Source organism: Pseudomonas sp. P1_C12 (assembly GCF_056406435.1).
In genome coordinates, this window is the sequence record NZ_JBFUAE010000011.1 from 168,953 (window position 1) to 191,675 (window position 22,723).

The 22,723-nt window shown below is 62.3% G+C and carries 18 protein-coding genes; 16 read left to right on the top strand and 2 right to left on the bottom strand.

The window, feature by feature from the left end:
• The first annotated feature begins 14 nt into the window (after positions 1-14).
• From AC1D19_RS19580 to AC1D19_RS19655, 16 genes are all read left to right on the top strand, one after another.
• Entirely contained in the window at positions 15-803 is a 789-nt protein-coding gene (locus AC1D19_RS19580) for a class II aldolase/adducin family protein (protein ID WP_477764210.1), read from the top strand.
• Between the two features lie 245 nt (positions 804-1,048).
• Entirely contained in the window at positions 1,049-1,696 is a 648-nt protein-coding gene (locus AC1D19_RS19585; protein ID WP_477764211.1) for a TetR family transcriptional regulator C-terminal domain-containing protein, read from the top strand.
• Positions 1,697-1,788: 92 nt separating this feature from the next.
• Positions 1,789-2,505, top strand: coding sequence for a response regulator (locus AC1D19_RS19590; protein ID WP_477764212.1), 717 nt, complete (start codon positions 1,789-1,791; stop codon positions 2,503-2,505).
• Between the two features lie 5 nt (positions 2,506-2,510).
• Complete coding sequence (locus tag AC1D19_RS19595) at positions 2,511-3,284, top strand: substrate-binding periplasmic protein (RefSeq protein ID WP_477764213.1); 774 nt, start codon at positions 2,511-2,513, stop codon at positions 3,282-3,284.
• Positions 3,281-5,536 carry an ATP-binding protein gene (locus tag AC1D19_RS19600; protein WP_477764214.1) on the top strand — a complete coding sequence of 752 codons (2,256 nt, stop codon included), beginning with the start codon at positions 3,281-3,283 and terminating at the stop codon, positions 5,534-5,536. Before AC1D19_RS19595 ends, AC1D19_RS19600 begins: the two co-directional genes overlap by 4 nt.
• Positions 5,537-5,744: 208 nt before the next feature.
• Positions 5,745-7,169 carry an amino acid permease gene (locus tag AC1D19_RS19605; RefSeq protein WP_477764215.1) on the top strand — a complete coding sequence of 475 codons (1,425 nt, stop codon included), beginning with the start codon at positions 5,745-5,747 and terminating at the stop codon, positions 7,167-7,169.
• A gap of 356 nt (positions 7,170-7,525) precedes the next feature.
• Complete coding sequence (locus AC1D19_RS19610; protein ID WP_477764216.1) at positions 7,526-8,317, top strand: enoyl-CoA hydratase/isomerase family protein; 792 nt, start codon at positions 7,526-7,528, stop codon at positions 8,315-8,317.
• Positions 8,318-8,357: 40 nt separating this feature from the next.
• On the top strand, positions 8,358-9,518 hold the full coding sequence (locus tag AC1D19_RS19615; RefSeq protein ID WP_414918358.1) for an acyl-CoA dehydrogenase family protein: 1,161 nt from the start codon (positions 8,358-8,360) through the stop codon (positions 9,516-9,518).
• Between the two features lie 18 nt (positions 9,519-9,536).
• Entirely contained in the window at positions 9,537-11,636 is a 2,100-nt protein-coding gene (locus AC1D19_RS19620; RefSeq protein WP_477764217.1) for an acetate--CoA ligase family protein, read from the top strand.
• A gap of 10 nt (positions 11,637-11,646) precedes the next feature.
• On the top strand, positions 11,647-13,254 hold the full coding sequence (locus AC1D19_RS19625) for a 5-guanidino-2-oxopentanoate decarboxylase (protein WP_477764277.1): 1,608 nt from the start codon (positions 11,647-11,649) through the stop codon (positions 13,252-13,254).
• A gap of 24 nt (positions 13,255-13,278) precedes the next feature.
• Positions 13,279-14,469 carry a pyridoxal phosphate-dependent aminotransferase gene (locus AC1D19_RS19630; protein ID WP_477764218.1) on the top strand — a complete coding sequence of 397 codons (1,191 nt, stop codon included), beginning with the start codon at positions 13,279-13,281 and terminating at the stop codon, positions 14,467-14,469.
• Positions 14,462-15,868 carry an aldehyde dehydrogenase family protein gene (locus AC1D19_RS19635; protein WP_477764219.1) on the top strand — a complete coding sequence of 469 codons (1,407 nt, stop codon included), beginning with the start codon at positions 14,462-14,464 and terminating at the stop codon, positions 15,866-15,868. Before AC1D19_RS19630 ends, AC1D19_RS19635 begins: the two co-directional genes overlap by 8 nt.
• A gap of 87 nt (positions 15,869-15,955) precedes the next feature.
• On the top strand, positions 15,956-16,657 hold the full coding sequence (locus tag AC1D19_RS19640; RefSeq protein ID WP_477764220.1) for an NAD(P)H-dependent oxidoreductase: 702 nt from the start codon (positions 15,956-15,958) through the stop codon (positions 16,655-16,657).
• A gap of 488 nt (positions 16,658-17,145) precedes the next feature.
• A complete protein-coding gene (locus AC1D19_RS19645; protein WP_477764221.1) occupies positions 17,146-17,508 on the top strand; it encodes a DUF6124 family protein in 363 nt (120 codons plus the stop codon).
• Between the two features lie 274 nt (positions 17,509-17,782).
• Positions 17,783-18,238 (top strand): hypothetical protein, encoded by a 456-nt coding sequence (locus AC1D19_RS19650; protein ID WP_477753776.1) that lies wholly within the window; start codon positions 17,783-17,785, stop codon positions 18,236-18,238.
• A 256-nt stretch (positions 18,239-18,494) separates the two neighbouring features.
• Entirely contained in the window at positions 18,495-20,105 is a 1,611-nt protein-coding gene (locus tag AC1D19_RS19655) for a mechanosensitive ion channel family protein (RefSeq protein WP_477764222.1), read from the top strand.
• Between the two features lie 50 nt (positions 20,106-20,155).
• On the opposite strand, the gene AC1D19_RS19660 is transcribed toward AC1D19_RS19655, so the two are convergent.
• Entirely contained in the window at positions 20,156-21,631 is a 1,476-nt protein-coding gene (locus AC1D19_RS19660; RefSeq protein ID WP_477764223.1) for a family 16 glycosylhydrolase, read from the bottom strand.
• 39 nt (positions 21,632-21,670) lie between these two features.
• Complete coding sequence (galE, locus tag AC1D19_RS19665) at positions 21,671-22,723, bottom strand: UDP-glucose 4-epimerase GalE (RefSeq protein ID WP_477764224.1); 1,053 nt, start codon at positions 22,721-22,723, stop codon at positions 21,671-21,673.

Genomic DNA, 22,723 nt, shown 5'->3' on the forward strand with positions numbered 1-22,723 from the left:
GGAGAACCACAACCATGAACAACATCGCCAGCTACCTGGCCCCTGAACGCAACGCCACCGAGCAGCGCCTGCGCGAGGAGCTGGCGGCCTGTTACCGTTTAATTGCGCACTTTCGCATGACCGATTTGATCTTCACTCACATCTCGGTGCGCATTCCGGGGCCGGAGCATCACTTTCTGATCAACCCTTACGGGTTGATGTTCGATGAAATCACTGCGTCGAATCTGGTGAAGATCGACCTCGATGGTCATGCCGTGGAGTCGTCGCCGTACCCGGTGAACCCGGCCGGTTTCGTGATCCACAGTGCCATTCATGGCGCCCGTGAAGATGCGCAATGCGTGCTGCACACCCATACCAAATCCGGGTGCGCGGTGGCGGCGTTGAAGTGCGGGTTGTTGCCGGTGAACCAGATTTCCATGGAGTTCTATGGCCGTGTTGCTTACCACGACTATGAAGGTGTCGCGCTGGACCTCAGTGAGCAGCAACGGTTGGTGGCGGACCTGGGTGACAAGCCGGTGTTGATGCTGCGCAACCATGGCTTGCTGACCGTCGGCGAGACGGTGAGCCAGGCGTTCCTGCGTATGTATTACCTGGAAAAGGCTTGTGAGATTCAGTTGGCCGCGCAGGCTGCCGGTGAGGTGGTATTGCCGTCCGACGAGGTTTGCGCGCATACAGAACGCCAGTTCAATGATCCGGGACGGCCGCCGGAGGAGGGTGAACTGAGCGATCCGGATGCCATGCAACTGGCCTGGGCGGCGTTGTTGCGAATGCTGGATCGAGTGGCGCCGGGGTATCGGGACTGATCAAGTCTCTGCGATGAATGGGCTGGCGCCTTCGCTGGCAAGCCAGCTCCTACAGGGGGGGGTGTCGACCACAAAAATGTGTGGCAACCCGATAACCTGTAGGAGCTGGCTTGCCAGCGAAGCAGGCGCCGCGGTCTATCAGACTGGCAACTGACTGGAGAAATGGCACACTCTTGCTGTACAGTCGTTCAGCCCGCCGCTAACCCGCGCAGGCCTAAACGATTGAACCAAGGAGCGTGTCGCCCATGAATCAGGAAGCCCGTTTTTCCCGCATGGAACCGGAGTTGCGCAAAGCCAACCTGATCGAAGCGACCCTGGTGTGCCTCAAGCGTCATGGCTTCCAGGGCGCGTCGATCCGCAAGATTTCTGCCGAGGCCGGGGTTTCGGTGGGGCTGATCAGCCATCACTATTCCGGCAAGGATGAACTGGTGGCCGAGGCCTACATGGCGATCACCGGGCGGGTCATGACCTTGCTGCGCGACGCCATGGAGCAAGCCGCGCCGAATGCCCGGGAGCGCTTGTCGGCGTTTTTCCGCGGGTCGTTTTCCGCCGAACTGCTCGATCCGCAACTGCTCGATGCCTGGCTGGCGTTCTGGGGCGCGGTGAAAACCGCCGAGGCCATCAACCAGGCCCACGATCATTCCTATGGCGAGTATCGCGGCGTCCTGCGCAAGGTGCTGGCGGAACTGGCCCGGGAGGAGGGCTGGGAAAACTTCGACGCCGACCTCGCCGCCATCAGCCTCAGCGCGTTGCTCGACGGCTTGTGGCTGGAGTCCGGGCTGAACCCTGGCACCTTCACCCCGGAGCAGGGCATCCAGATTTGCGAGGCTTGGGTCGACGGGTTGCAGGCCGGCGGCCGTCAGCGCTTTTGCGTGCAGACGAGCGACTGTTGATCAGTCGTTCAGTACTGGATACTCTCTGGCGCCGAAGCGGGAAAACACTCTAATAAGAAACTGGCCCTCGGGCCTGAGCCGGACACCAAGCGATGACTCCTCGGGTATTGATCGTCGATGACGATCCGCTGATTCGCGATCTGTTGCACGCCTACCTGTCCCAGGAAGGCTACGACGTCCATTGCGCCGCCACGGCGGAACTGGCGGAAACCTTCCTCGCCGGCCAGGCCGTGGACCTGGTGATGCTCGACATCCGCCTGCCGGGCAAGGACGGCCTGACCCTGACCCGCGAGCTGCGGGTGCGTTCGGAAGTCGGGATCATCCTGATCACCGGGCGCAACGACGAAATCGACCGCATCGTCGGTCTCGAATGCGGCGCCGATGACTACGTGATCAAACCCCTCAATCCAAGGGAGCTGGTGTCCCGGGCGAAAAACCTGATTCGCCGGGTACGTCATGCGCAAACGCCAGCACCTGCCGTCGCGGTGGCCAAACCGGTCAAGCAATTCGCCGACTGGTCACTGGACACCGACCGCCGTCGCCTGATCGATGCGTCCGGCAGCGAAACCCTGCTGACCCATGGCGAATACCAATTGCTCAGCGTGTTCCTGCGCAACAGCGGCCACACCCTCAGCCGCGATCAGTTGATGGACCAGATCCGCAACCGCGAATGGGTGCCCAACGACCGCTCCATTGACGTGCTGGTCGGGCGCTTGCGCCGCAAGTTGCACGACGATCCGGCCGAACCGCAGTTGATCATCACCATCCATGGCGCCGGTTACCTGTTCACCGCTGGCGTGGCAGCCTGAACCTGATGGCGCGATGGCTTTGCCTGCTGGCGATGCTGGTGGCCGGCCATGCCGTCGCGGCGGACAAGGTTCGCTATTGCGATTACCCGGTGTACCCGCCGATCTCCTGGAGCGACGGCAAGCAGGTGCGCGGCCTGGCGCCGAGCGTGGTGAAAAGCCTGTTCGGCCAGTTGGGGTATGAGGTCGAGATGGTCGTGCTGGGCAACTGGAAACGCTGCCTGCTGGACGCCGCTGAAGGCCGGGTCGATGTGGTGCTGGCCTACAGCACCGCGCAACGCGAACAGAGCATGCTGTTCTCGACGGTGCCGGTCTTGCGTGAAGAAGTGGCGCTGTTCATCAACCGCCAACACCCGGTTACATTCGAACAACTGGACGATCTGGCCCATTACCGTGGCGGCCTGTTGTTCGGCGAGAGCTACGGTGTGGAGTTCGATCGCATGGTTGCGCACAACAACAATATCGAATGGGTTTCCGACAGCCACCAGAACTTCGGCAAGCTGATTCGCGGGCGCATCGATTTCATCACTCAGGAGCGGCGCACCGGCCAGTTGTATGTGGAAAACCTGCCCGGCGGCCAGGACATCATTGCCTTGCCCAAGGCCTTGAGCGTGGACTATCTGCGCGTCGCCGTGTCGCGGCGCTCACCCTTGGCCCAGCGCATGCCCGAGATCAATGCGCAGTTGCAGCGCATGGTCGATGCCGGCGACATCGAACGCTGGCTCAACGAAAGCGAAGTGACCTACCGTGACATGATCAATCTGCCGGCAGATGCGCAATGATTCGCGCCCGTCCCGGTGGACTGTTGCAACGCCTGTTGCTGTTCATTCTGTTGTTCAGCCTGTGCTTCACCGTGCTGGCCAGCAGCGTGCAACTGTACATCGAGTATCGGCGGGAAATGCGCGATATCGATTCGCGCATGGAGCTGATCCGCGCCGGCTACCTGGCCAGCCTGGAACGCAGCCTCTGGGACTTGAACCAGGAACAGTTGAACGTGCAGTTGCGCGGGCTGGTGGACTTCTCCGACGTCGCGCGGGTGCACTTGACCGGCGCCGATTTCGACCTGGTACAGGGCAATCCGCACCCCACGGGACCGCTGCGCATCGAGCGCTTTGCCCTGGACTATCAGCCGCCGTCAGGCCCTTTGCGCCACCTTGGCGAGCTGGAGGTCAGTACCGATCTGGGGGCGGTGTACCAGCGTCTCTACGCCACCGGTTTGACCAGCCTGTTGTGGATGGCGGTGTTCCTCTGCGGTCTGGCCGTTGCCTTGTCGGGGCTGTTTTATCGACTGGTGACCCGGCACCTGAAAGTCATGGCCGAGTTTGCCCGGCGCATCGCCGCCGGTGAATGGCAGGAACCCCTGCACCTGGACAAGCGCCGCGGCAGCGACGAAATCGACACCGTGGCCCACGCACTGGATGACATGCGCCGGGCGATCCTGCGGGACATCGAGCGCCGGGAAACCGATCGCCTGGCCTTGCAGGACAACCGTGACGAGCTGTTGAAAATGGTCGAGCGCCGCACCGCCAGCCTGATGCGCGCCAAAGACGAGGCGGAAGCGGCCAACCTCGCCAAGTCGCGGTTCCTGGCGACCATGAGCCACGAACTGCGCACGCCCCTCAATGGCATTCTCGGCATGGCCGAATTGCTGCGCGGCGCGCGCCTGGATGCCCAGGACGGCAAACGCCTGGACGCCTTGCACAAGGCCGGTGAAGGCTTGCTGACGATCCTCAATGAAGTGCTGTATTTCGCCAAGCTGGAGGAGGGCGTCAGCCATCCCGAGCCGGTGGATTTCTCGCTGCGCCAGTTACTCGATGAGGTACTGACACTGTTGGAACCGCGCGCGCTGAACAACGATACGATCCTGAGTTGCCGGGTCGATCAGCGCATTGCCGAGTATCACCACGGTGCCGAGCAGTTCCTGCGGCAGGTGCTGAGCAACCTGCTGGCCAACGCGATCAAGTTCACCGAAGGCGGCGCAGTCAGCGTCGAGGTGGCGCTTCTCAGCGGAACCGGCAAACAGGCGGGGCAGCGGCTGCGGGTCAGTGTCACGGACGACGGCATCGGCATTGCCCCTTTGATGCAGGCGAAGATTTTCGAGCGTTTCACCCAGGCCAGCGAAGAAGTCGCGCAACGGTTTGGCGGCACCGGGCTGGGATTGGCGATCTGCAAACATCTGGTGGAGCAGATGGGCGGTTGCATCGGTGTGGACAGTGAAGTGGGGCGCGGCAGTTGTTTCTGGTTCGAGCTGTCCTTGCAGCCGGCCAGCGGCGTGGTTGAGGCGGAACCGGTGCGGGCGGTGGGGCCGGCCCTGAACATCCTGGTGGTCGAAGACGTGGTGCTCAACCGCGAAGTGGCCAAGGGTTTGCTGCAGCGGGACGGTCACCGGGTATGGCTGGCCGAAGAGGCAGAACAGGCGCTGGAACACTGCGCGGCGCGGGTTTTCGATCTGCTGCTGCTGGACGTGCATCTGCCGGGCATCAGCGGGGTCGAGTTGTGCCGGCAGATCCGCAACAGCGACGGGCCGAATCGCCACACCCGCATCTTCGCCCTGACCGCCAGCGTGCAGCCGGCGCTGGTGCGCGGTTATCTGGAGGCCGGCATGAACGGTGTCCTGGCCAAGCCCTTGAAGCTGGAAAACCTGCGCCAGGTGCTGGAAGGGCATGCGCCTGTGGCCGAGTCGCTGCTGAGCGATGAGGCAATGGACTGGCCGCTGTTGCAGACCCATCGCAGCCTGCTCGGCGAGCAAAAGGTCCAGAGTCTGCTGGCGCTGCTGCGTGACTCGATCCTGCAACACCGCGACGCGCTGCATGAAGCCATGGCCGCCGACGACTGCACTGAGGTTGCGCAATTGGCTCACCGCCTGGCCGGTAGCTGCGACTCCCTGGGTTTTCGGGCCTTGGCCAGCACCTTGAGGGCGCTGGAGACCTTGGCGCTGGCAAACGATGAATCGGCGATCCAGCGCCTGAGCCCGGTGCTGGATGAGCAATTGCAGCACTCGCTCGATACCCTCAAAGGCCTGTTGCAGAGCTGACGTACAAGTTTGTTACGACTTTGTACAACTTCGATCTTTACGGTCAACGCGAACTTACATGGCTTTCCAATAATCGACGTAACCGCCGCAGCGCGGTCTTCGAAGCTTATTGGAGATAATAATAATGAATTGCCGTAAAGCTGATCCCTCCCTGCGCCGTGACGTCCTGTCGCGCGCTGCACACCTCATTGACTGCTGAGGTGCCGACATGAACGAAAATACTGATCGCAGCACTGATCATAAAGGCATCCAGCTGACCCGTGCCCTCAAGAGCCGTCACATCTTCATGCTGTCGCTGGGCGGCGTCATCGGCACCGGGTTGTTCATGGGCTCCGGTGTGACCATCAATCAGGGCGGCCCGGTGGGGGCGATTCTGGCTTACCTGGTCGCGGGTTTCCTGATGTACCTGGTGATGGTCTGCCTGGGCGAACTGTCGGTACAGATGCCGGTGTCCGGTTCGTTCCAGACCCACGCCACTAAATACATTGGCCCGGCCACCGGGTTCATGATCGGCTGGGTGTACTGGATGAGTTGGGCCACCACTGTGGGCCTGGAGTTCACCGCCGCCGGCATGCTGATGACCCGCTGGTTCCCGACGGTGCCGATCTGGTACTGGTCGGCGCTGTTCGTGGTGGTGCTGTTCGGCATCAATGCCATGGCCACCCGCGCTTTCGGTGAGGCGGAATACTGGTTCTCGGGGATCAAGGTCGCGGCGATTCTCGGTTTCATCGTGGTCGGCGTACTGGTGATCTTCGGCGTGATGCCCCTGAGCAGCGGCGCACCGGCACCGATGGCGACCAACCTGATCGGCGATTCGTTGTTCCCCAACGGCCTGTCGGCGGTGTTCGCGGTGATGATGACCGTGGTCTACGCGTTCCAGGGTTGCGAGATCATGGGCGTGGCCGCCGGTGAAACCGATCAACCGGAAAAAAGCATTCCCCGCGCCGTACGCAACGTGGTGTTCCGCGTGCTGATTTTCTACGTGCTGGCGATCATCGTGCTGTCGGCCATTGTGCCGTGGCAGCAAGCGGGCCTGATGGAAAGCCCGTTCGTGCAGGTGTTCGACATGGTCGGCATTCCCTACGCCGCCGACCTGATGAACTTCGTGATCCTCACGGCGATCCTGTCGGTGGGCAACTCCGGCCTGTATGCCTCGACGCGCATTCTGTGGGCGATGTCGAAAACCGGCATGGCGCCGAAAAGTCTTTCACCGCTGAGCAAGCGTGGCGTGCCGCTGCGCGCCTTGAGCATCACATTGTGCTTCGCGCTGGTGTCGCTGATGACCAGCTTCGTCGCCGCCGACACCTTGTTCATGGTGTTGATGGCGGTGAGCGGCATGGCCGGCACCGTGACCTGGATTGTCATCGCGCTGGCGCAGTACAAGTTCCGCAAGGCGTATCTGCGTGACGGCGGCAAACTCAGCGACCTGAAGTACCGCGCACCGTGGTTCCCGGTATTGCCGCTGATGTGCATCACGCTGTGCTGCTCGCTGTTCGTGTTCCTGGCCCTGGATGAAACCCAGCGTCCGTCGCTGTATTGGGGCTTTGGCTTCATTGCGCTGTGCTATGGCGCGTACTTCCTGATCCATCGCAAGCGTCAGGGTGTATTGGCGCCGAGCTTGCCGACTGCCTGATCCCTCAAAATAGACACATCCCCCCTGTAGGAGCGAGCCTGCTCGCGATAGCGGTTGATCAGCCAACAGAGATGTTGAATGTGATTCCCTCATCGCGAGCAGGCTCGCTCCTACATTGGTTTTGTGGTGGGCAAAAGATTTGCGACCTGTCTGCTGTCAGCAGTTGTTCGAAGTTGTAACAGCGCCAGCGACCCATTCAACGCAATCGATAAATAATCTAATAAAAACAATGCTTTAGCGATTTCATTGGCTTGTTACAGCCCATTCCCCCACCAATTGCCGCCTTACTGAACACTCGTTTAGTATGGCCTCAAGTCGCATCACCTCAGACCCATCACAATAATTCGAGGATTCCCATGACCACACAATCGTCGCTGCTCAGCCAGGTCGAAGCAGGCGTTGCCTGGATCACCCTCAATCGCACTGCCCAGCGCAATGCGCTGGACATTCCGACGCTGAAAAACCTGCACGGCTTGCTCGACGCTTTCAATGCCGATCCGGCGGTGCGCGTGGTGGTATTGACGGGCAGTGGCCGCAGCTTCTGCGCCGGCGCCGACCTCGATGAATGGGCCGATGCCGAAGCCCGGGGCGCCCTGGAAACCTACGGCTGGACCGAAACCGCCCATGCCTTGATGACCCGCCTGCACAGCCTGGAAAAACCGACCATCGCCGCCATCAACGGCACCGCCGTCGGCGCCGGGATGGACCTGACCCTGTGCTGCGACCTGCGCATCGCCGGGCAATCGGCACGTTTCAAGGCCGGCTACACCAGCATGGCGTATTCGCCGGATGCTGGCGCGAGTTGGCACCTGCCGCGGTTGATCGGCAGCGAGCAGGCCAAGCGCCTGCTGTTTCTCGACGAATTGTGGGGCGCCGACCGTGCCCTGGCCGCCGGACTGGTCAGCGAAGTCTGCGCTGACGAGCAACTGCTGACCGTCACCAACGAACTGGCCGCACGCCTGGCCGCCGGCCCGACCTTTGCCTTCGCCCAGACCAAAAAACTCATGCGCGAAGGCGCCGAACGCAGCCTGCCGGAACAGCTGCAAGCCGAACTCGCCGCCGGCCTGCTCTGCGGTCGCAGTGAAGACGGCAACGAAGCCCTGCGTGCCGCCATGGAAAAACGCCCGGCACGCTTCATCGGCCGTTGATTCCTCTCCATCTCCCAGAACACGAACAACAGGTAGCAGCATGAATTTCCAACTGACCCAAGAACAAGAAATGTTGGTGGACTCGGTACGCAGCTTCGTTGAGAAGGAACTGCTGCCCTATGAAGAGCAGGTCGACCGCGCCGACGAGGTCTCCCCGGAACTGGCGGCACAGATTCGCGGCAAGGCGATCGCCGCCGGTTTCTACGCCTTCAACATGCCCGAAGAAGTGGGCGGTGGCGGCCTGGACTACCTGTCCCAGGCGCTGATCGAACGTGAGCTGTCCAAGGTGTCCTGGGCGCTGCACGTGTTTGTCGCGCGGCCGTCGAAAATCCTCATGGCCTGCACCGGCGACCAGATCAACGACTACCTGTTGCCGTGCATCCAAGGTGAAAAGATCGACTGCTTTGCCCTGACCGAGCCGGGTGCCGGCTCCGACGCCAACGCGATCAAGACCCGCGCCGTGCGTGAAGGCGACGACTTCATTCTCAATGGCAGCAAGCACTTCATCAGCCACGCCGGGCATGCCGATTTCGCCATCGTCTTCGCCGTGACCGACACCTACGAACACAACGGCAAAAAGCGTAACGCCGTGACCTCGTTCCTGGTCGACCGCAACACCCCGGGCATGACCATCCGCCGTGGACCGAAGTGCGTGAGCAACCGGGGTTATCACACCTTCGAAATGTTCTTCGACGACTGCCGCGTGCCGGCCAGCAAAGTGCTGGGCGAAGTCGGCAAGGGTTGGGACGTGGCCAACGCCTGGCTGACCGCCGGGCGCGTGATGGTCGCGGCCAACTGCGTCGGTCAGGCCCAGCGCGCACTGGACGTGTCCTTGCAATGGGCGGCGGACCGCAAGCAATTCGGCCAGCCGATCGGCACCTATCAGGGCGTGTCGTTCAAGCTCGCGGACATGGCCACGCAAATCCGTGCCGCCGAACTGCTGACCCTGCACACCGCGTGGAAAATGGACCAGGGCACCATGACCGATGGCGAGGCCGGCATGGCCAAGCTGTTCGCCAGTGAAGTGCTCGGTCGTGCCGCCGATGAAGCGGTGCAGATCTTCGGCGGCATGGGCCTGATGGACGAAGGTCCGGTGGAGCGCATCTGGCGTAACGCGCGGATTGAGCGGATCTGGGAAGGCACCTCGGAAATCCAGCGCCACATCATTTCCCGCGAGCTGCTGCGGCCGCTGTTGCGCTGATCGGCCCGGAGAATTCCCATGTCCCAAACCATTCGTGACAACCTCAAACGCATGCTCGCGCCGCAACACGTGGCGTTCGTCGGCGGCCGCAATATGGCCCGCGCCCTCAAGCGCTGTGCCGAGGGTGGCTACCAAGGGCAGATGTGGCTGGTCAACCCGCAACACGACAGCCTTGAAGGTGTGCCGTGTGTGCGCAATATTGCTGATCTGCCCTGTGGACCGGATGCTGTCTTCATTGCCACCAACCGCGAACTGACCCTGACCTGCGTCGCCGAACTGGCCGCCATCGGCGCGGGCGGCGCGATCTGCTACGCCTCGGGCTTCGCCGAAACCGGCGCCGAAGGCCAGGCCCTGCAACAGCGACTGCTAAAGGCCGCTGGCGACATGGCCTTGCTCGGCCCCAACTGCTACGGCCTGCTCGACTACCTGCACAGCTCTGCGCTGTGGCCGGTGGCCCATGGCGGCAAGGCAGTGGAGAAGGGCGTGGCGGTGCTGACCCAGAGCGGCAACTTCGCCTACAACCTGTCCATGAGCGACCGTTCGCTGCCGGTGGCCTACATGGCCTCGGTCGGCAATCAGGCGCAACTGGGTGTCGCTGAACTGATGGACGTGTTGCTCGACGAGCCGCGCGTCACCGCCATCGGCCTGCATCTGGAAGGCCTGAAGAACGTGCCGGGTTTTGCCCGCGCCGCGCACAAGGCACTGGAGAAGGGCGTCCCGATCATTGCCTTGAAAACCGGCGTGTCGCAGATCGGCGCCGAACTGGCCTTGAGTCACACCAGTTCGCTGTCCGGTTCTGATGCGCTGTACGACGCGTTGTTCGACCGTCTCGGGGTGATCCGCGTCAGCGGCCCGGTGAGTTTTGTCGAAACCCTCAAAGCCGCGGCTTGCGGCAATCTGCCGGCGGGCAACAGCCTGATCGCGCTGGCCTGCTCCGGTGGCGACGCCGGGTTGATTGCCGACTACGCCGAACGCAACGACCTGGGCCTGCCGAAACTCGATCAAGGACAGGTCGGCGAACTCGCGCAAGTGCTGCCGAGCTACGCCAACCTGGTCAACCCGCTGGATTTCACCACGGCGATCTGGGGTGACGGCGAAGCCTTGAACCGCATGCTCGACAGTGCGCTGCGCACCGAAGCCGATGCGGCGATGCTGGTGCTCGACTACCCGTCGGAGTTCACCGGCGAGCGCAAGGAATGCGACCTGCTGCTGGAGTTGTACTGCGCGGCACTGCAACGTCACGGCAAGACCGGTTTTGTTACTTCGGCCTTCCCCGAGTTGCTGCCGCCCCATGCCCGCGAGCGTTTGCACGCGCAGGGTGTCGCGGCGTTGCAAGGCGTTGAAGATGGCCTGGCCGCGTGGGGTCGCATCGCCGGTTATCAGCGCAACCGCCAGGCCTTGCTGGCCTTGGGCGAATCAGCATTGGTGCCGTTATGCCCGCAAGCGCTGGAAGGTGAGGGGTGTTTGCTCAATGAGTGGAACTCCAAACAGGCGTTGAAAGCCTTTGGCCTGCCAACGCCCAACGGCGTATTGAGCACCCCGGACAAGGCACTGAAAGACGCCGAAACCCTGGGCTATCCGCTGGTACTCAAAGCGGTCAGCGCTCAACTGCCACACAAGACCGAGGCCGGTGCCGTGGCGCTGAACCTCAAGGACGGCGCGGCATTGAGCGCTGCACTGGAGAAGATGCGCGCCAGCATTGCCGCCTACGCCCCGGGCGTAGTGTTCGATCAACTATTGCTCGAGCCCATGGCCAAACCGCCACTGGCTGAACTGATTGTCGGCATCAAACGCGAAAACGATTTCGGCCTCGCGCTGGTGATCGGTGCCGGCGGCATTCTGGTGGAGTTGCTCAAGGACAGTCGCAGCCTGTTGCTGCCGACCACCGACGGCGCGATCCGCAACGCCTTGCTCAGCCTGCGCAGCGCGCCGTTGCTGCAAGGTTTCCGTGGACGCGAGTCTGCTGACCTGGACGCCTTGGTGACCGCGATCCGCGCCGTGGCCGATTACGCCTGCGAGAGCTCCGCACACCTGCTGGAACTCGATGTGAACCCATTGTTGGTCGGTGCCCAAGGCACGACTGCGGTCGATGCGTTGATTCGCCTCGGCCACGAGTGAGGACATGAATATGCAAAGCAAATCCTTGACCGGTGGCCAGGCCCTGGTGCGTCTGTTGGCCAACTACGGCGTCGATACCGTGTTCGGCATCCCCGGCGTACACACCCTGGAGCTGTATCGCGGCTTGCCCGGCAGCGGCATCCGCCACGTCTTGACCCGTCATGAGCAGGGCGCCAGCTTCATGGCCGACGGCTATGCCCGGGTCAGCGGCAAACCCGGCGTGTGCTTCGTCATCACCGGCCCCGGCGTGACCAACGCCGCCACCGGCATTGGCCAGGCTTACGCTGACTCGATTCCGATGCTGGTGATTTCCAGCGTCAACCACAGCGCCAGCCTTGGCAAGGGCTGGGGCAGCCTGCACGAATGTCAGGACCAGCGTGCGATGACCGCGCCGATTACTGCGTTCTCCGCAGTGGCGCTGACCGCCGAAGATCTGCCGGAACTGATCGCCCGTGCCTACGCGGTGTTCGACAGCGAGCGCCCGCGCCCGGTGCACATCTCGGTGCCGCTGGACGTGTTGTCAGCGCCGATCGCTCGTGACTGGAGCAACGACGTAGTGCGTCGTCCGGGTCGTGGCCCGGCATCCGTTACCGCCATCGATCAAGCTGTGGCCAAACTGAAGGCTGCCAAGCGGCCGATGATCATCGCCGGTGGTGGTGCGCTCAATGCCACTTCGCAGCTACAGGACATCAGCACCCGACTCGCTGCGCCGCTGTTCACCAGCGTCGCCGGCAAGGGCTTGCTGCCGCCGGATGCGCCACTCAACGCCGGCTCATCCCTGTGTGTGGAGCCGGGCTGGAACCTCATCGCCGAGGCCGACGTGGTGCTGGCGGTCGGCACCGAAATGGCCGACACCGACTACTGGCGTGAACGCCTGCCGCTCAATGCCGAGCTGCTGCGCGTCGACATCGACCCGCGCAAGTTCAACGACTTCTACCCGTGCGCGGTGGCGTTGCATGGCGATGCACAACAAACCCTCAGTGGGTTGCTTGAGCGTTTGCCCACCGACGTGCGCGACGCTGGCGCCGCCATTGCCTCGGTTGTCGCCCTGCGCGAAGCGGTCAAGGCCAGCCATGGACCGTTGCAGTCCATTCATCAATCGATTCTCGACCGTATCGCCACGGAGCTGCCGGACAACGCGTTCATCAGCACCGACATGACCCAACTGGCCTACACCGGCAACTACGCCTTCGACAGCCTGGCGATCCGCAGTTGGCTGCACCCCACCGGCTACGGCACCTTGGGTTATGGCCTGCCGGCCGGGATCGGCGCCAAGTTCGGCGCGCCGCAGCGGCCGGGCCTGGTGCTGGTGGGCGACGGTGGTTTCCTCTACACCGCCCAGGAACTGGCCACGGCTGTTGAAGAACTGGACAGCCCGCTGGTGGTGCTGCTGTGGAACAACGACGCGCTGGGGCAGATTCGCGACGACATGCTGGGCCTCGACATCGAGCCCATCGGCGTGCTGCCACGCAACCCGGATTTCGCCGCCCTCGCTCGTGCCTTCGGCTGCACCGTGACTCAGCCGCAAAGCCTGGCCGAGTTGCAGACCGACCTGCGCCACGGCTTCAAGCGTAACGGCGTGACCCTGATCGAACTCAAACATGCCTGTGCGCATTGATCTGCATTTCAAGGGGATGAAGCCATGCGCTTTTCCGATCTGACTCAACGTATCGCCGGCGACGGCGCCGCCGCGTGGGACATTCACTACCGCGCCTTGGCACTGCGCGAGCAGGGTGAAGACATTCTGCTGTTGTCCGTGGGCGATCCGGATTTCGACACGCCACAGCCTATCGTGCAGGGCGCCATCGACAGCCTGCTGAGCGGCAACACTCACTACGCCGAGGTGCGCGGCAAGCGTGCCCTGCGTGAAGCCATCGCCAAACGTCATCAGCAGCGCAGCGGCCAATCCGTTTCGGCCGATCAGGTCACCGTGCTGGCCGGGGCGCAATGTGCGCTGTTCAGCGTGGCCCAATGCGTGCTCAATCCCGGTGACGAGGTGATCGTCGCCGAACCGATGTACGTCACCTACGAAGCGGTGTTCGGGGCTTGCGGCGCCGTGGTGGTGCCGGTGCCCGTGCGCTCGGAAAACGGTTTTCGCGTGCTGCCCGAAGACGTCGCCGCGCGCATCACTCCGCGCACCCGGGCGCTGGCACTGAACAGCCCGCACAACCCGTCCGGCGCAAGTCTGCCGCGCAGCACCTGGGTCGCCTTGGCTGAGTTGTGCATCGGCCACGACCTGTGGCTGATTTCCGATGAGGTCTACAGCGAATTGCTGTTCGAAGGCGAGCACGTCAGCCCGGCGAGCCTGCCGGGCATGGCCGAGCGCACCGCGACCCTCAACAGCCTGTCGAAATCCCACGCCATGACCGGCTGGCGCGTCGGCTGGGTGGTGGCGCCGCCATCCCTGGCCGCGCACCTGGAAAACCTCGCGTTGTGCATGCTCTACGGCTCGCCGGATTTCATTCAGGACGCCGCCGTGGTGGCCCTGGAAAGCAACCTGCCAGAGCTCGAAGCCATGCGCGAAGCGTATCGCCAGCGTCGTGATCTGGTGTGCGACAGCCTGGCCGATTGCCCCGGCGTGCGGCCGTTGAAACCCGATGGCGGGATGTTCGTGATGCTCGATATCCGCCAGACCGGGCTCAGCGCCCAGGCGTTTGCCGACCGTCTGCTGGATCGCCACGGCGTGTCGGTACTGGCTGGCGAGGCCTTTGGTCCGAGCGCGGCGGGGCATATTCGCCTCGGTCTGGTGGTCGGCGCCGAACCGCTGCGCGATGCCTGCCAGCGCATTGCCCGTTGTGCTCAAGAACTGATGGAGGCTCAGCTATATGCTTAACCACAAGGCGTTGTTTATTGATGGTCGCTGGCAGAAACCTTCGGGGCAGGGCATCGCCGAGGTGATCAACCCGGCCACCGGGCAAGTGTGCGGCAGCGTGCCGCTGGGTGATGAACTCGATGTCGAAAACGCCGTGGCGGCTGCACGCCGGGCCTTCGATTCATGGTCGCGCACGCCGTCCAGCGTGCGTGCGGGCTATATCCGTGCACTGGCCGATCAACTGCGCAATCGTGCCGATGAGATGGCCTCGGTCATCACCATGGAGCTGGGCATGCCGGTGCAATGGTGCCGTTCGGTGCAGGTCGATGGGCCGATCACTGGCCTTGAGCAATACGTCGAACTGGCTCATCTCATGGACGAGGTGCGTGAAGTCGGCAATTCGCTGGTGATCCGCGAGGCCGTGGGTGTCTGCGCGTTCATCAACCCGTGGAATTACCCGCTGCACCAATTGATCGGCAAACTGGCCCCGGCACTGGCCGCCGGTTGCACCGTGGTGGTCAAACCGAGCCAGGAAACTCCGCTGCATGCCTTCCTGTTGGCGCAAATGATCGAGGACATCGGCCTGCCAGCCGGGGTGTTCAACCTGGTCAGCGGTCCGGGCTCGAAAGTCGGCGAAGCGCTGGCCAAGCACCCGGACGTGGACATGGTGTCGTTCACCGGATCCACCGGCGCCGGGGTTCGGGTTGCGCAAGCGGCGGCACCTTCGGTCAAGCGCGTGTGCCTGGAACTGGGCGGCAAGTCGCCGCTGCTGATCGCCGAGGATGCGGATCTGGCAGCGGCCGTGCGCTACGGCGTGCAGGACGTGATGATCAATTCCGGCCAGACCTGCACCGCGTTGACCCGCATGCTGCTGCCGGCCAGCCGCTACGCCGAGGCTGTGGAAGTGGCGCTGGCGCAAACCCTGAGCCTGCGCATGGGCGATCCCCTCGACCCGCAAAGCTTCCTCGGCCCGATGTGTTCGGCCGGGCAAAAACGCACCGTGCTCGACTACATCAAGGTTGGCCAGCAGGAAGGCGCTCGCCTGCTGTGCGGCGGTGACATGCCGGGGCGCGGCTTCCATGTCAGCCCGACGCTGTTCGCCGATGTCGACAACCGCATGCGCATTGCCCAGGAAGAAATCTTCGGCCCCGTGCTGTGCCTGATTCCCTACACCGATGAGGCGCAAGCGATCCAGATCGCCAACGACTCGCCGTTCGGCTTGTCCAGTGGCGTCTGGGCCGGCAGTTCCGAGCGCGCCTTGCACCTGGGACGGCAGATGCGCGCCGGTCAGTGCTTCCTCAACGGTGCGGCGTTCAATTATCAGGCGCCGTTCGGTGGCTACAAACAGTCGGGTAACGGTCGCGAATGGGGTGAGGAGGGGCTGAACGAGTTCGTCGAAGTGAAGGCGATCCAGGTGTGACGGTTGGCGACTCAAACTGTTCATCACCCACGATGTTGCGACTCCACACCTTCAACCGATACGCCGGAAAAAGTCTAAGGAACCACCATGAAAGTACTGATCGTCCACGCTCACCCGGAACCGCAATCCTTCACCGCCGCCCTGCGGGACCAGGCTGTCGCCACCCTCGAAGCCCAGGGCCACGAGGTGCAGGTCAGCGACCTGTACAAAATGAACTGGAACCCGGTGGCCAGTGACGCAGACTTCTCGAATCGGGAAAACCCCGAGTACCTGGTCTATGCCCTGGAACAACGCCTGGGCGTGAAGAGCCAGTCGCTGGCGCCGGACATCCAGGCCGAACTGGACAAACTGCTGTGGGCCGACCTGCTGATCCTCAACTTCCCGATCTTCTGGTTCTCTGCCCCGGCGATGCTCAAGGGCTGGATCGACCGGGTGCTGGTGTCCGGCATCTGCTACGGCGGCAAACGCTTTTACGATCAGGGCGGATTGGCTGGGAAGAAGGCACTGGTGACCGTGACCCTGGGCGGGCGCGAACACATGTTCGGCGAAGGCGCGATTCATGGCCCGCTAGAGGACATGCTGCGGCCGATCCTGCGTGGCACCCTGGCTTACGTCGGGTTCGATGTGCTGGAACCGTTCGTGGCCTGGCATGTGCCGTACATCAGCGACGAAGCGCGCCAGCAATTTCTGGTTGATTACGGCCAGCGGCTGCAGCATCTGAGTGATGATCAGCCGTTGGTGTTTCCGAAGTTGGCGCAGTTTGATGACAAGCTCTATCCACTGACCTGATCAACACCCCGAACCTTGTAGGAGCTGGCTTGCCAGCGAAAGCGGTCCTTCAGCCAACAAGTGTTTGCCTGACACACTGCCTTCGCTGGCAAGCCAGCTCCTACAGGGGATTGTATGGGCTGTCTGAATCGGGGGTGTTTATGGGTTGTTTAACGGCTGTCAGCGTTACTTCCCGCAAGCTACAACGGCTTGCGTCATTGCCTACAGCTACGCCAGAATCCGCCGGCTTGTGCGTCTTGGGGGCGGGTTCTATCGTAGGCCGGTCGCTGGAAAACAACAGCGATCGGGTTTGGTAGCCCGGAGTCTGGCGCGCAACGACACATCATGCAGATGCTCATTTTGGTTTCTGCTTTTTATGGTGGTCATGCGCAGGGTCTCTTCGGAGGCGCCGGCTCCAGTACTCCGGTCTACCAACCTGTGCATGGCCACCACCCTTCGTTTGGTAGCGAAAGTGATGGCTCCAACTTAATAAGTATTGGAGTTTCACTATGTTCAAAGTCACACCCAATCCCCCAGACACCGATCCGACATCCCCGTACGAAACCCTCGACTCCCAAAAACTCCACGAAGCCGCAGAGCGCGCCCTCGATCATTACCTCAACCCCGGTCCCGGCATCATGGCCACGCCGCGTAAACCCAGTTCCATGTTCATCGTCAATCCCGAACTCAATATCGAGACCTTGCTGGTGCATGCCTGTGAATCGCTGGCGTCGGCCAATGTCATGGCCACCGATCTGGTGGATCATCTGGAAGGAACCAGCCGCAATGCGCTGCTCGGCATTGCGCAGGTGATCATGCTCGGCGAACTGGCGGTGAACCGGGCGCTGGATCAACTCGATCCGCCTGAATAACCACAAATCTCCAGATCACCGATAGACCTGTAGGAGCTGGCTTGCCAGCGAAAGCGGTGTGTCAGTCGACGTCTATTTTGTCTGACACGCCGCTATCGCGAGCAGGCTCACTCCTACACAACACCCACCGCTTGTTTGGAAGTCCTTCTCAGCGGAGCCATTGAACTACACTTTTCAGTTGCTCCACCCGATCGGCAGGCGACGCATGGCGTCGCTTGCCGCCGCCAGTCGACCCAAAGGCTTGCCCGTTGTGGCAAGCCTGTCGGAGGTCATCATGAAAAGGTTGTCACCCATCAGTCTGTGCCTTGCCTTGTCGGTTCTCAGTGCCCCGGGATGGGCGCAATCGGTGGTGCCGATGAAAGGGCAAAGTTCGCAACAAACCCAGGCCGACATCAACGAATGCAACAGCATCGCCGCCAGCCAAAGCGCCTCGACGGCTTCCACGCCTTCCGGCGGGAGGGTCAAGGGTGCCGCTGTGGGGGCTGCCGCCGGCGCAACGGCTGCCCAGGTACGCGGCAATCAGCATGACGAGGCTTATGACCGCGTCGACGATGACACGAAGCAGGACTATCGCCAGAACCGCGCCAAGTCGACGGCAGCGGCCGGCGCTGTGGTCGGTGGTTCACGTCAACGCCAGGAACGCCGGGCGGATGCGAAAACCACCCAGACGAATACCGCGTCGGCCTACAGCAGCTGTTTGCAGGGCAAGGGTTATCAGGTCAACCCTTGAGTCAGGTACGGAACACACTGTAGGAGCGAGCTTGCTCGCGATGGTCGTCAACGATAACGCTGGTTGGCAGGTGCCCCGCGGTGCTCTCCGGTTTATCGCGAGCAAGCTCGCTCCTACAGGATCCCCGAGCTCGCTGTTTCAAGGAAGCAGGCGGATAAGGAAACTGCCTGTAGCTCTAATCTGACAACCGTTCATCGGTGAACTACGCTGCGATACGTACCCTCGATCTGAATTTTGTGACGTAAGGATCCGACACATGCGGAGCAGGCTGCTCGCTGTAATGGTTACTGTTTTCGGGATGTTTTGGTCGGTGCAACTGTGGGCCGAGGATGCACCTAAAGCAGTTGATGCTCCCGTCGAATTGAAAGTGGCCAACCGCAGCATCATGGTATTTCGCGCGACCCTCCTCGGTGAAGCCCCAGCGTCGCGGGTCAAACGGGCGAAAGTGGTGATCAGTGAGGCGCTGGACGAGGCCGACGACCTCAATGTCACCCTCGACCCGATCATGAAAAGCTACATGGTGCTGCTGGGTAGCCGGCGCGCCTTTATCGTTTCGCCCAAGGACTTCGACGAGACCGAATACGATTCGGTACAGCAGGCCGCGGAAGCCGCGGCTGACAGGCTGCGCCAGGTCGTGGCCGAAACCCGGGAAGCCCGTAGCCTGCAATTGATCCTGCGTTCCGTAGTCGCCGCGTTGCTCGCCACCGGCATTTACATCGCTCTGCTGTACGGCATGATGTTTTTGCGGCGCAGAGTGCTGAAGAAACTGCCCGAACTGATGCATCGGCACACCCAGGCCCTGAAAGTCGGAAAAGTTCCGCTGGTCGACGCCAATTACCTGTATCCCTTGGTCAGCCGCCTGCTGGAGCTGGTGCGCTGGATCGTCGTCGCGCTGTTTACGTACGAGTGGCTGGGCTTTGTCCTGTCACGCTTTCCCTATACCCGTCCCTGGGGCGAAAGCCTGAATAACTATCTGTTGGAACTCGGCGGCTATCTGCTGCAAGGGATCGTCGGTGCCATACCCGGGCTGGGCGTGGCGCTGGCGATCTTCTTTATCGCCCGCGGCGCAACCGCGTTCATGCGGCGGATACTGCGGCGCATGGCTGCACCGGGAACCGTCAGCTGGCTGAACCATGAAACCCTGCAACCGACCCAACGCCTGACGTCCCTGGCGATCTGGCTGTTTGCTCTGGCCATGGCCTATCCGTACCTGCCGGGTGCTGGCACCGATGCATTCAAAGGCTTGTCGGTGCTGATCGGCCTGATGATTTCCCTGGGCGCCACCAGCGTGGTTGGCCAGGCGGCGGCGGGGTTGATCCTGACCTACACCCGTACCCTGCGCCCCGGCGAATTTGTGCGCATTGGCGACTACGAAGGCACGGTTACCGAACTGGGCATGTTTACCACCAGCATTCGCACCGGCTTGGGCGAGGTGCTGACCCTGCCCAATTCGATGATCACCGGCACCGTCACCAAGAACTACTCGCGTGTAGTGCAAGGCCCTGGCTACGTGGTCGACACCGTCGTGACCATCGGCTACGACACGCCGTGGCGGCAGGTGGAGGCGATGTTGCTGGAGGCCGCAAAACGCACGCCGGGGATTCTCGAAGTGCCGCCGGCCCAGGTGTTCCAGACAGCATTGTCGGACTTCTACCCGGAATACCGGCTGGTGGCCCAGGCCATTCCCAGCCAGCCTCGGCCGCGAGCGGTGCTGCTGAGCATGCTGCACGCCAACATCCAGGATGTATTCAACGAGTACGGCGTGCAGATCATGTCGCCGCACTACCTGGGCGATCCGCAACAGGAAAAGTGGGTGCCCAGGGACAAGTGGTACCCGGCTCCTGTGCAAGAATCGAAGGAATCCTGATTCCGCCTGGAAGGGCGTACTGCGGGAGCAAAGGCACACATCAGCGCCGGTTACTGGCCTCGGTGCCATACCTTTAAGTAATCGATTGTGAAGGTGGAGGGCAGGTCAGCGTCGTCCACGACGCCGAACCATTTCCAGAAGGCCTCACTGTCAAACACGACTTGCATCGGGAAGTGCCAGTGGGTGTTTTTCGATTCCCTGACCAGCACGCCATCGACGTACCAGCGCAGGGTGTCGGGTTGCCAGTCGAACCCGTAGACATGAAAGGTGCTGGCCAAGCGCCAGGGAGCGGTCCAGGTGCTGCCATTGGCCAGATGTTCGCTGCTTTGCGGCGTGGCCCATACATGGGCGTTCATGTTGTACAGTCGGTCGAAAGCGCCGCTTCCGGTTTTGCCGCCGATTTCGAAGATATCGATTTCGGTGGCGTTTTCGGGCAGCCCCGTCCAGGCCAGCCAGAATGCGCTGGAACCGGCGGAATTCATCGGTTTGGCCCGGGCCTCGTAGTAACCGTACAACCTCCGCTCATTGGTATGCACCATCGCCGAGCTGTAATCCTTGAAGCCCAGTTTCGTGTACTTCTGCGGCAAGGTTTGCTTGCGGAACACGATTTCGAGATTGCCGTTGTCGACGCTGGCATTTTCCGGCATGAACAGGGCCGGTCTGCGCCCCAGCGAGTCGCTGCCCGTGGCGTTGTTGACGTACCAGCGATCACGGTCAAGGGTGTTGCCGTTGAAGTCGTCGGACAGTTGCGCGTCCAGCACCCAACGCCCGGCATTGGCCTGATCCGACAGCGGCAGGCTGGCATGGGTTTGCTGAGGCACCGGGCCCAGTGGGCCCGCCCGGGTCCAGACATCCGCTTGGCCGGGGATGGTCACCGCCCATTTGTTCGCCAGGTATTCGAACACCTCCCGGCGCTCTTTCTGGGTGATCAGCGGGCGGTCGTAAACCAGCACTTCAGCGATGTCGCCACGCAAGACTTCGGTGGTACCCACCACGTTGCGCGCCACGGCATAGGGGCCGATGGGCACATCATGGAGTTCCAGAAAATCCAGGGTTGGCGCGAAGGCTGTGCTCTTTTCCACGCTGAGTGCAAAGTTCGGCGCCACGTTGTCGTTATCGGCAAGCCGCGGGCGCGAGCTGAACTGGCGCTGCCAGGTGTCGCCGCCGGCCTGTTCGGGCAGCCGGCGGGACACCAGAAACACCGTGGCCGGGCCCTTTGCCACACGAATTTGTTTGCCGACGAATGCCGAAACGCCACTGAAACGCACCACGGCGTTGCCGTTGAGCGCGTTGTCGACGCGCAGCGGCAGTGACGTGGCGTTCGGGTTGTCGACGCTCGCATGGTTGGACTTGCCCGACTTGTCATGCCAGCGCAGGACCCGGTTTTGCCGGTCGAGGGACATTGTTGACTGATCGGCGCCGTCCAGCCACAGGACCAGGCCATCGGTCGCCGGACGCGCGGGCGTCGCCTGGGCACAACAGGCCATCGCAGCCAGCAGCAAAACCAGCCAGCATTCCCTGAGCATGTGAGCCCCCTGAAAGAGCGTGGAGGAGTGACGCGCCGGTCACTTGGCAATGGCGGCCGACAACTCGACAGCGGGGCGGTAGCCGTAGGGATTGCTCGATTGCCAACGCCAGCTGTCCTGGATCATCTGCGCGAGGTCACGCCGGGCGCACCAGCCCAGTTCGTGCCGGGCCTTGCTGGCATCGGCCCAGCACTGCGCAATATCGCCGGCCCGGCGCGGGGCGATCTGGAACGGAATGCTGACGCCGGTGACGTCTTCGAAACTGTGGATCATCTGCAGCACGCTATAGCCGATCCCGGTGCCGAGGTTCCAGATGTGAATGCCGCCAGCACCGTGCAGCACCTGCAATGCCTTGAGATGCCCTTCGGCGAGGTCGACCACGTGGATGTAGTCCCGCACGCAGGTGCCGTCGACGGTGGGGTAGTCATTGCCAAACACCGTCAGCTCGGGGATTCGGCCAATCGCCACTTGGGTCAGGCAGGGCAACAGGTTATTCGGCCGACCGTTGGGGTCTTCGCCGATCAGGCCGCTTTGGTGGGCGCCAATCGGGTTGAAGTAGCGCAACAGGGCGATGCTCCAGCGCGGTTCGGAGAGGGCAAGGTCAGTGAGCAACTGCTCGACCATGAGCTTTGAGCGCCCATAAGGGCTGGCCGGAATGCCGGTGCCCGAAGCCTCGACGATGGGCGTGTGCGCCGGTTCGCCGTAGACCGTCGCCGAGGAACTGAACACCAGTTTGAACACATTGAAGCGCGCCATGACCTCACACAGGTTAAGGGTGCCCACTACGTTGTTGGCGTAATACTCCAGGGGATGAAACACGCTGTTGGCCACGGACTTGAGGCCGGCAAAATGCACCACCGCGTCAATTTCGTATTGGCTGAAGAGGCTTTCGAGCAAGGCCGTATCGCGGATGTCGCCTTCAATGAAGCGGACCCGGGCATGGGCCAGGTGCTCCAGGCGCTCGATGGACTCGTGGCAACTGTTGCACAGGTTATCCAGCACCAGCACATGTTGGCCGGCGTCGATGAGGGTCAACGCGGTGTGGGAGCCTATGTAGCCGGCCCCGCCCGTGATCAGCGTGGTTTTAGGCAT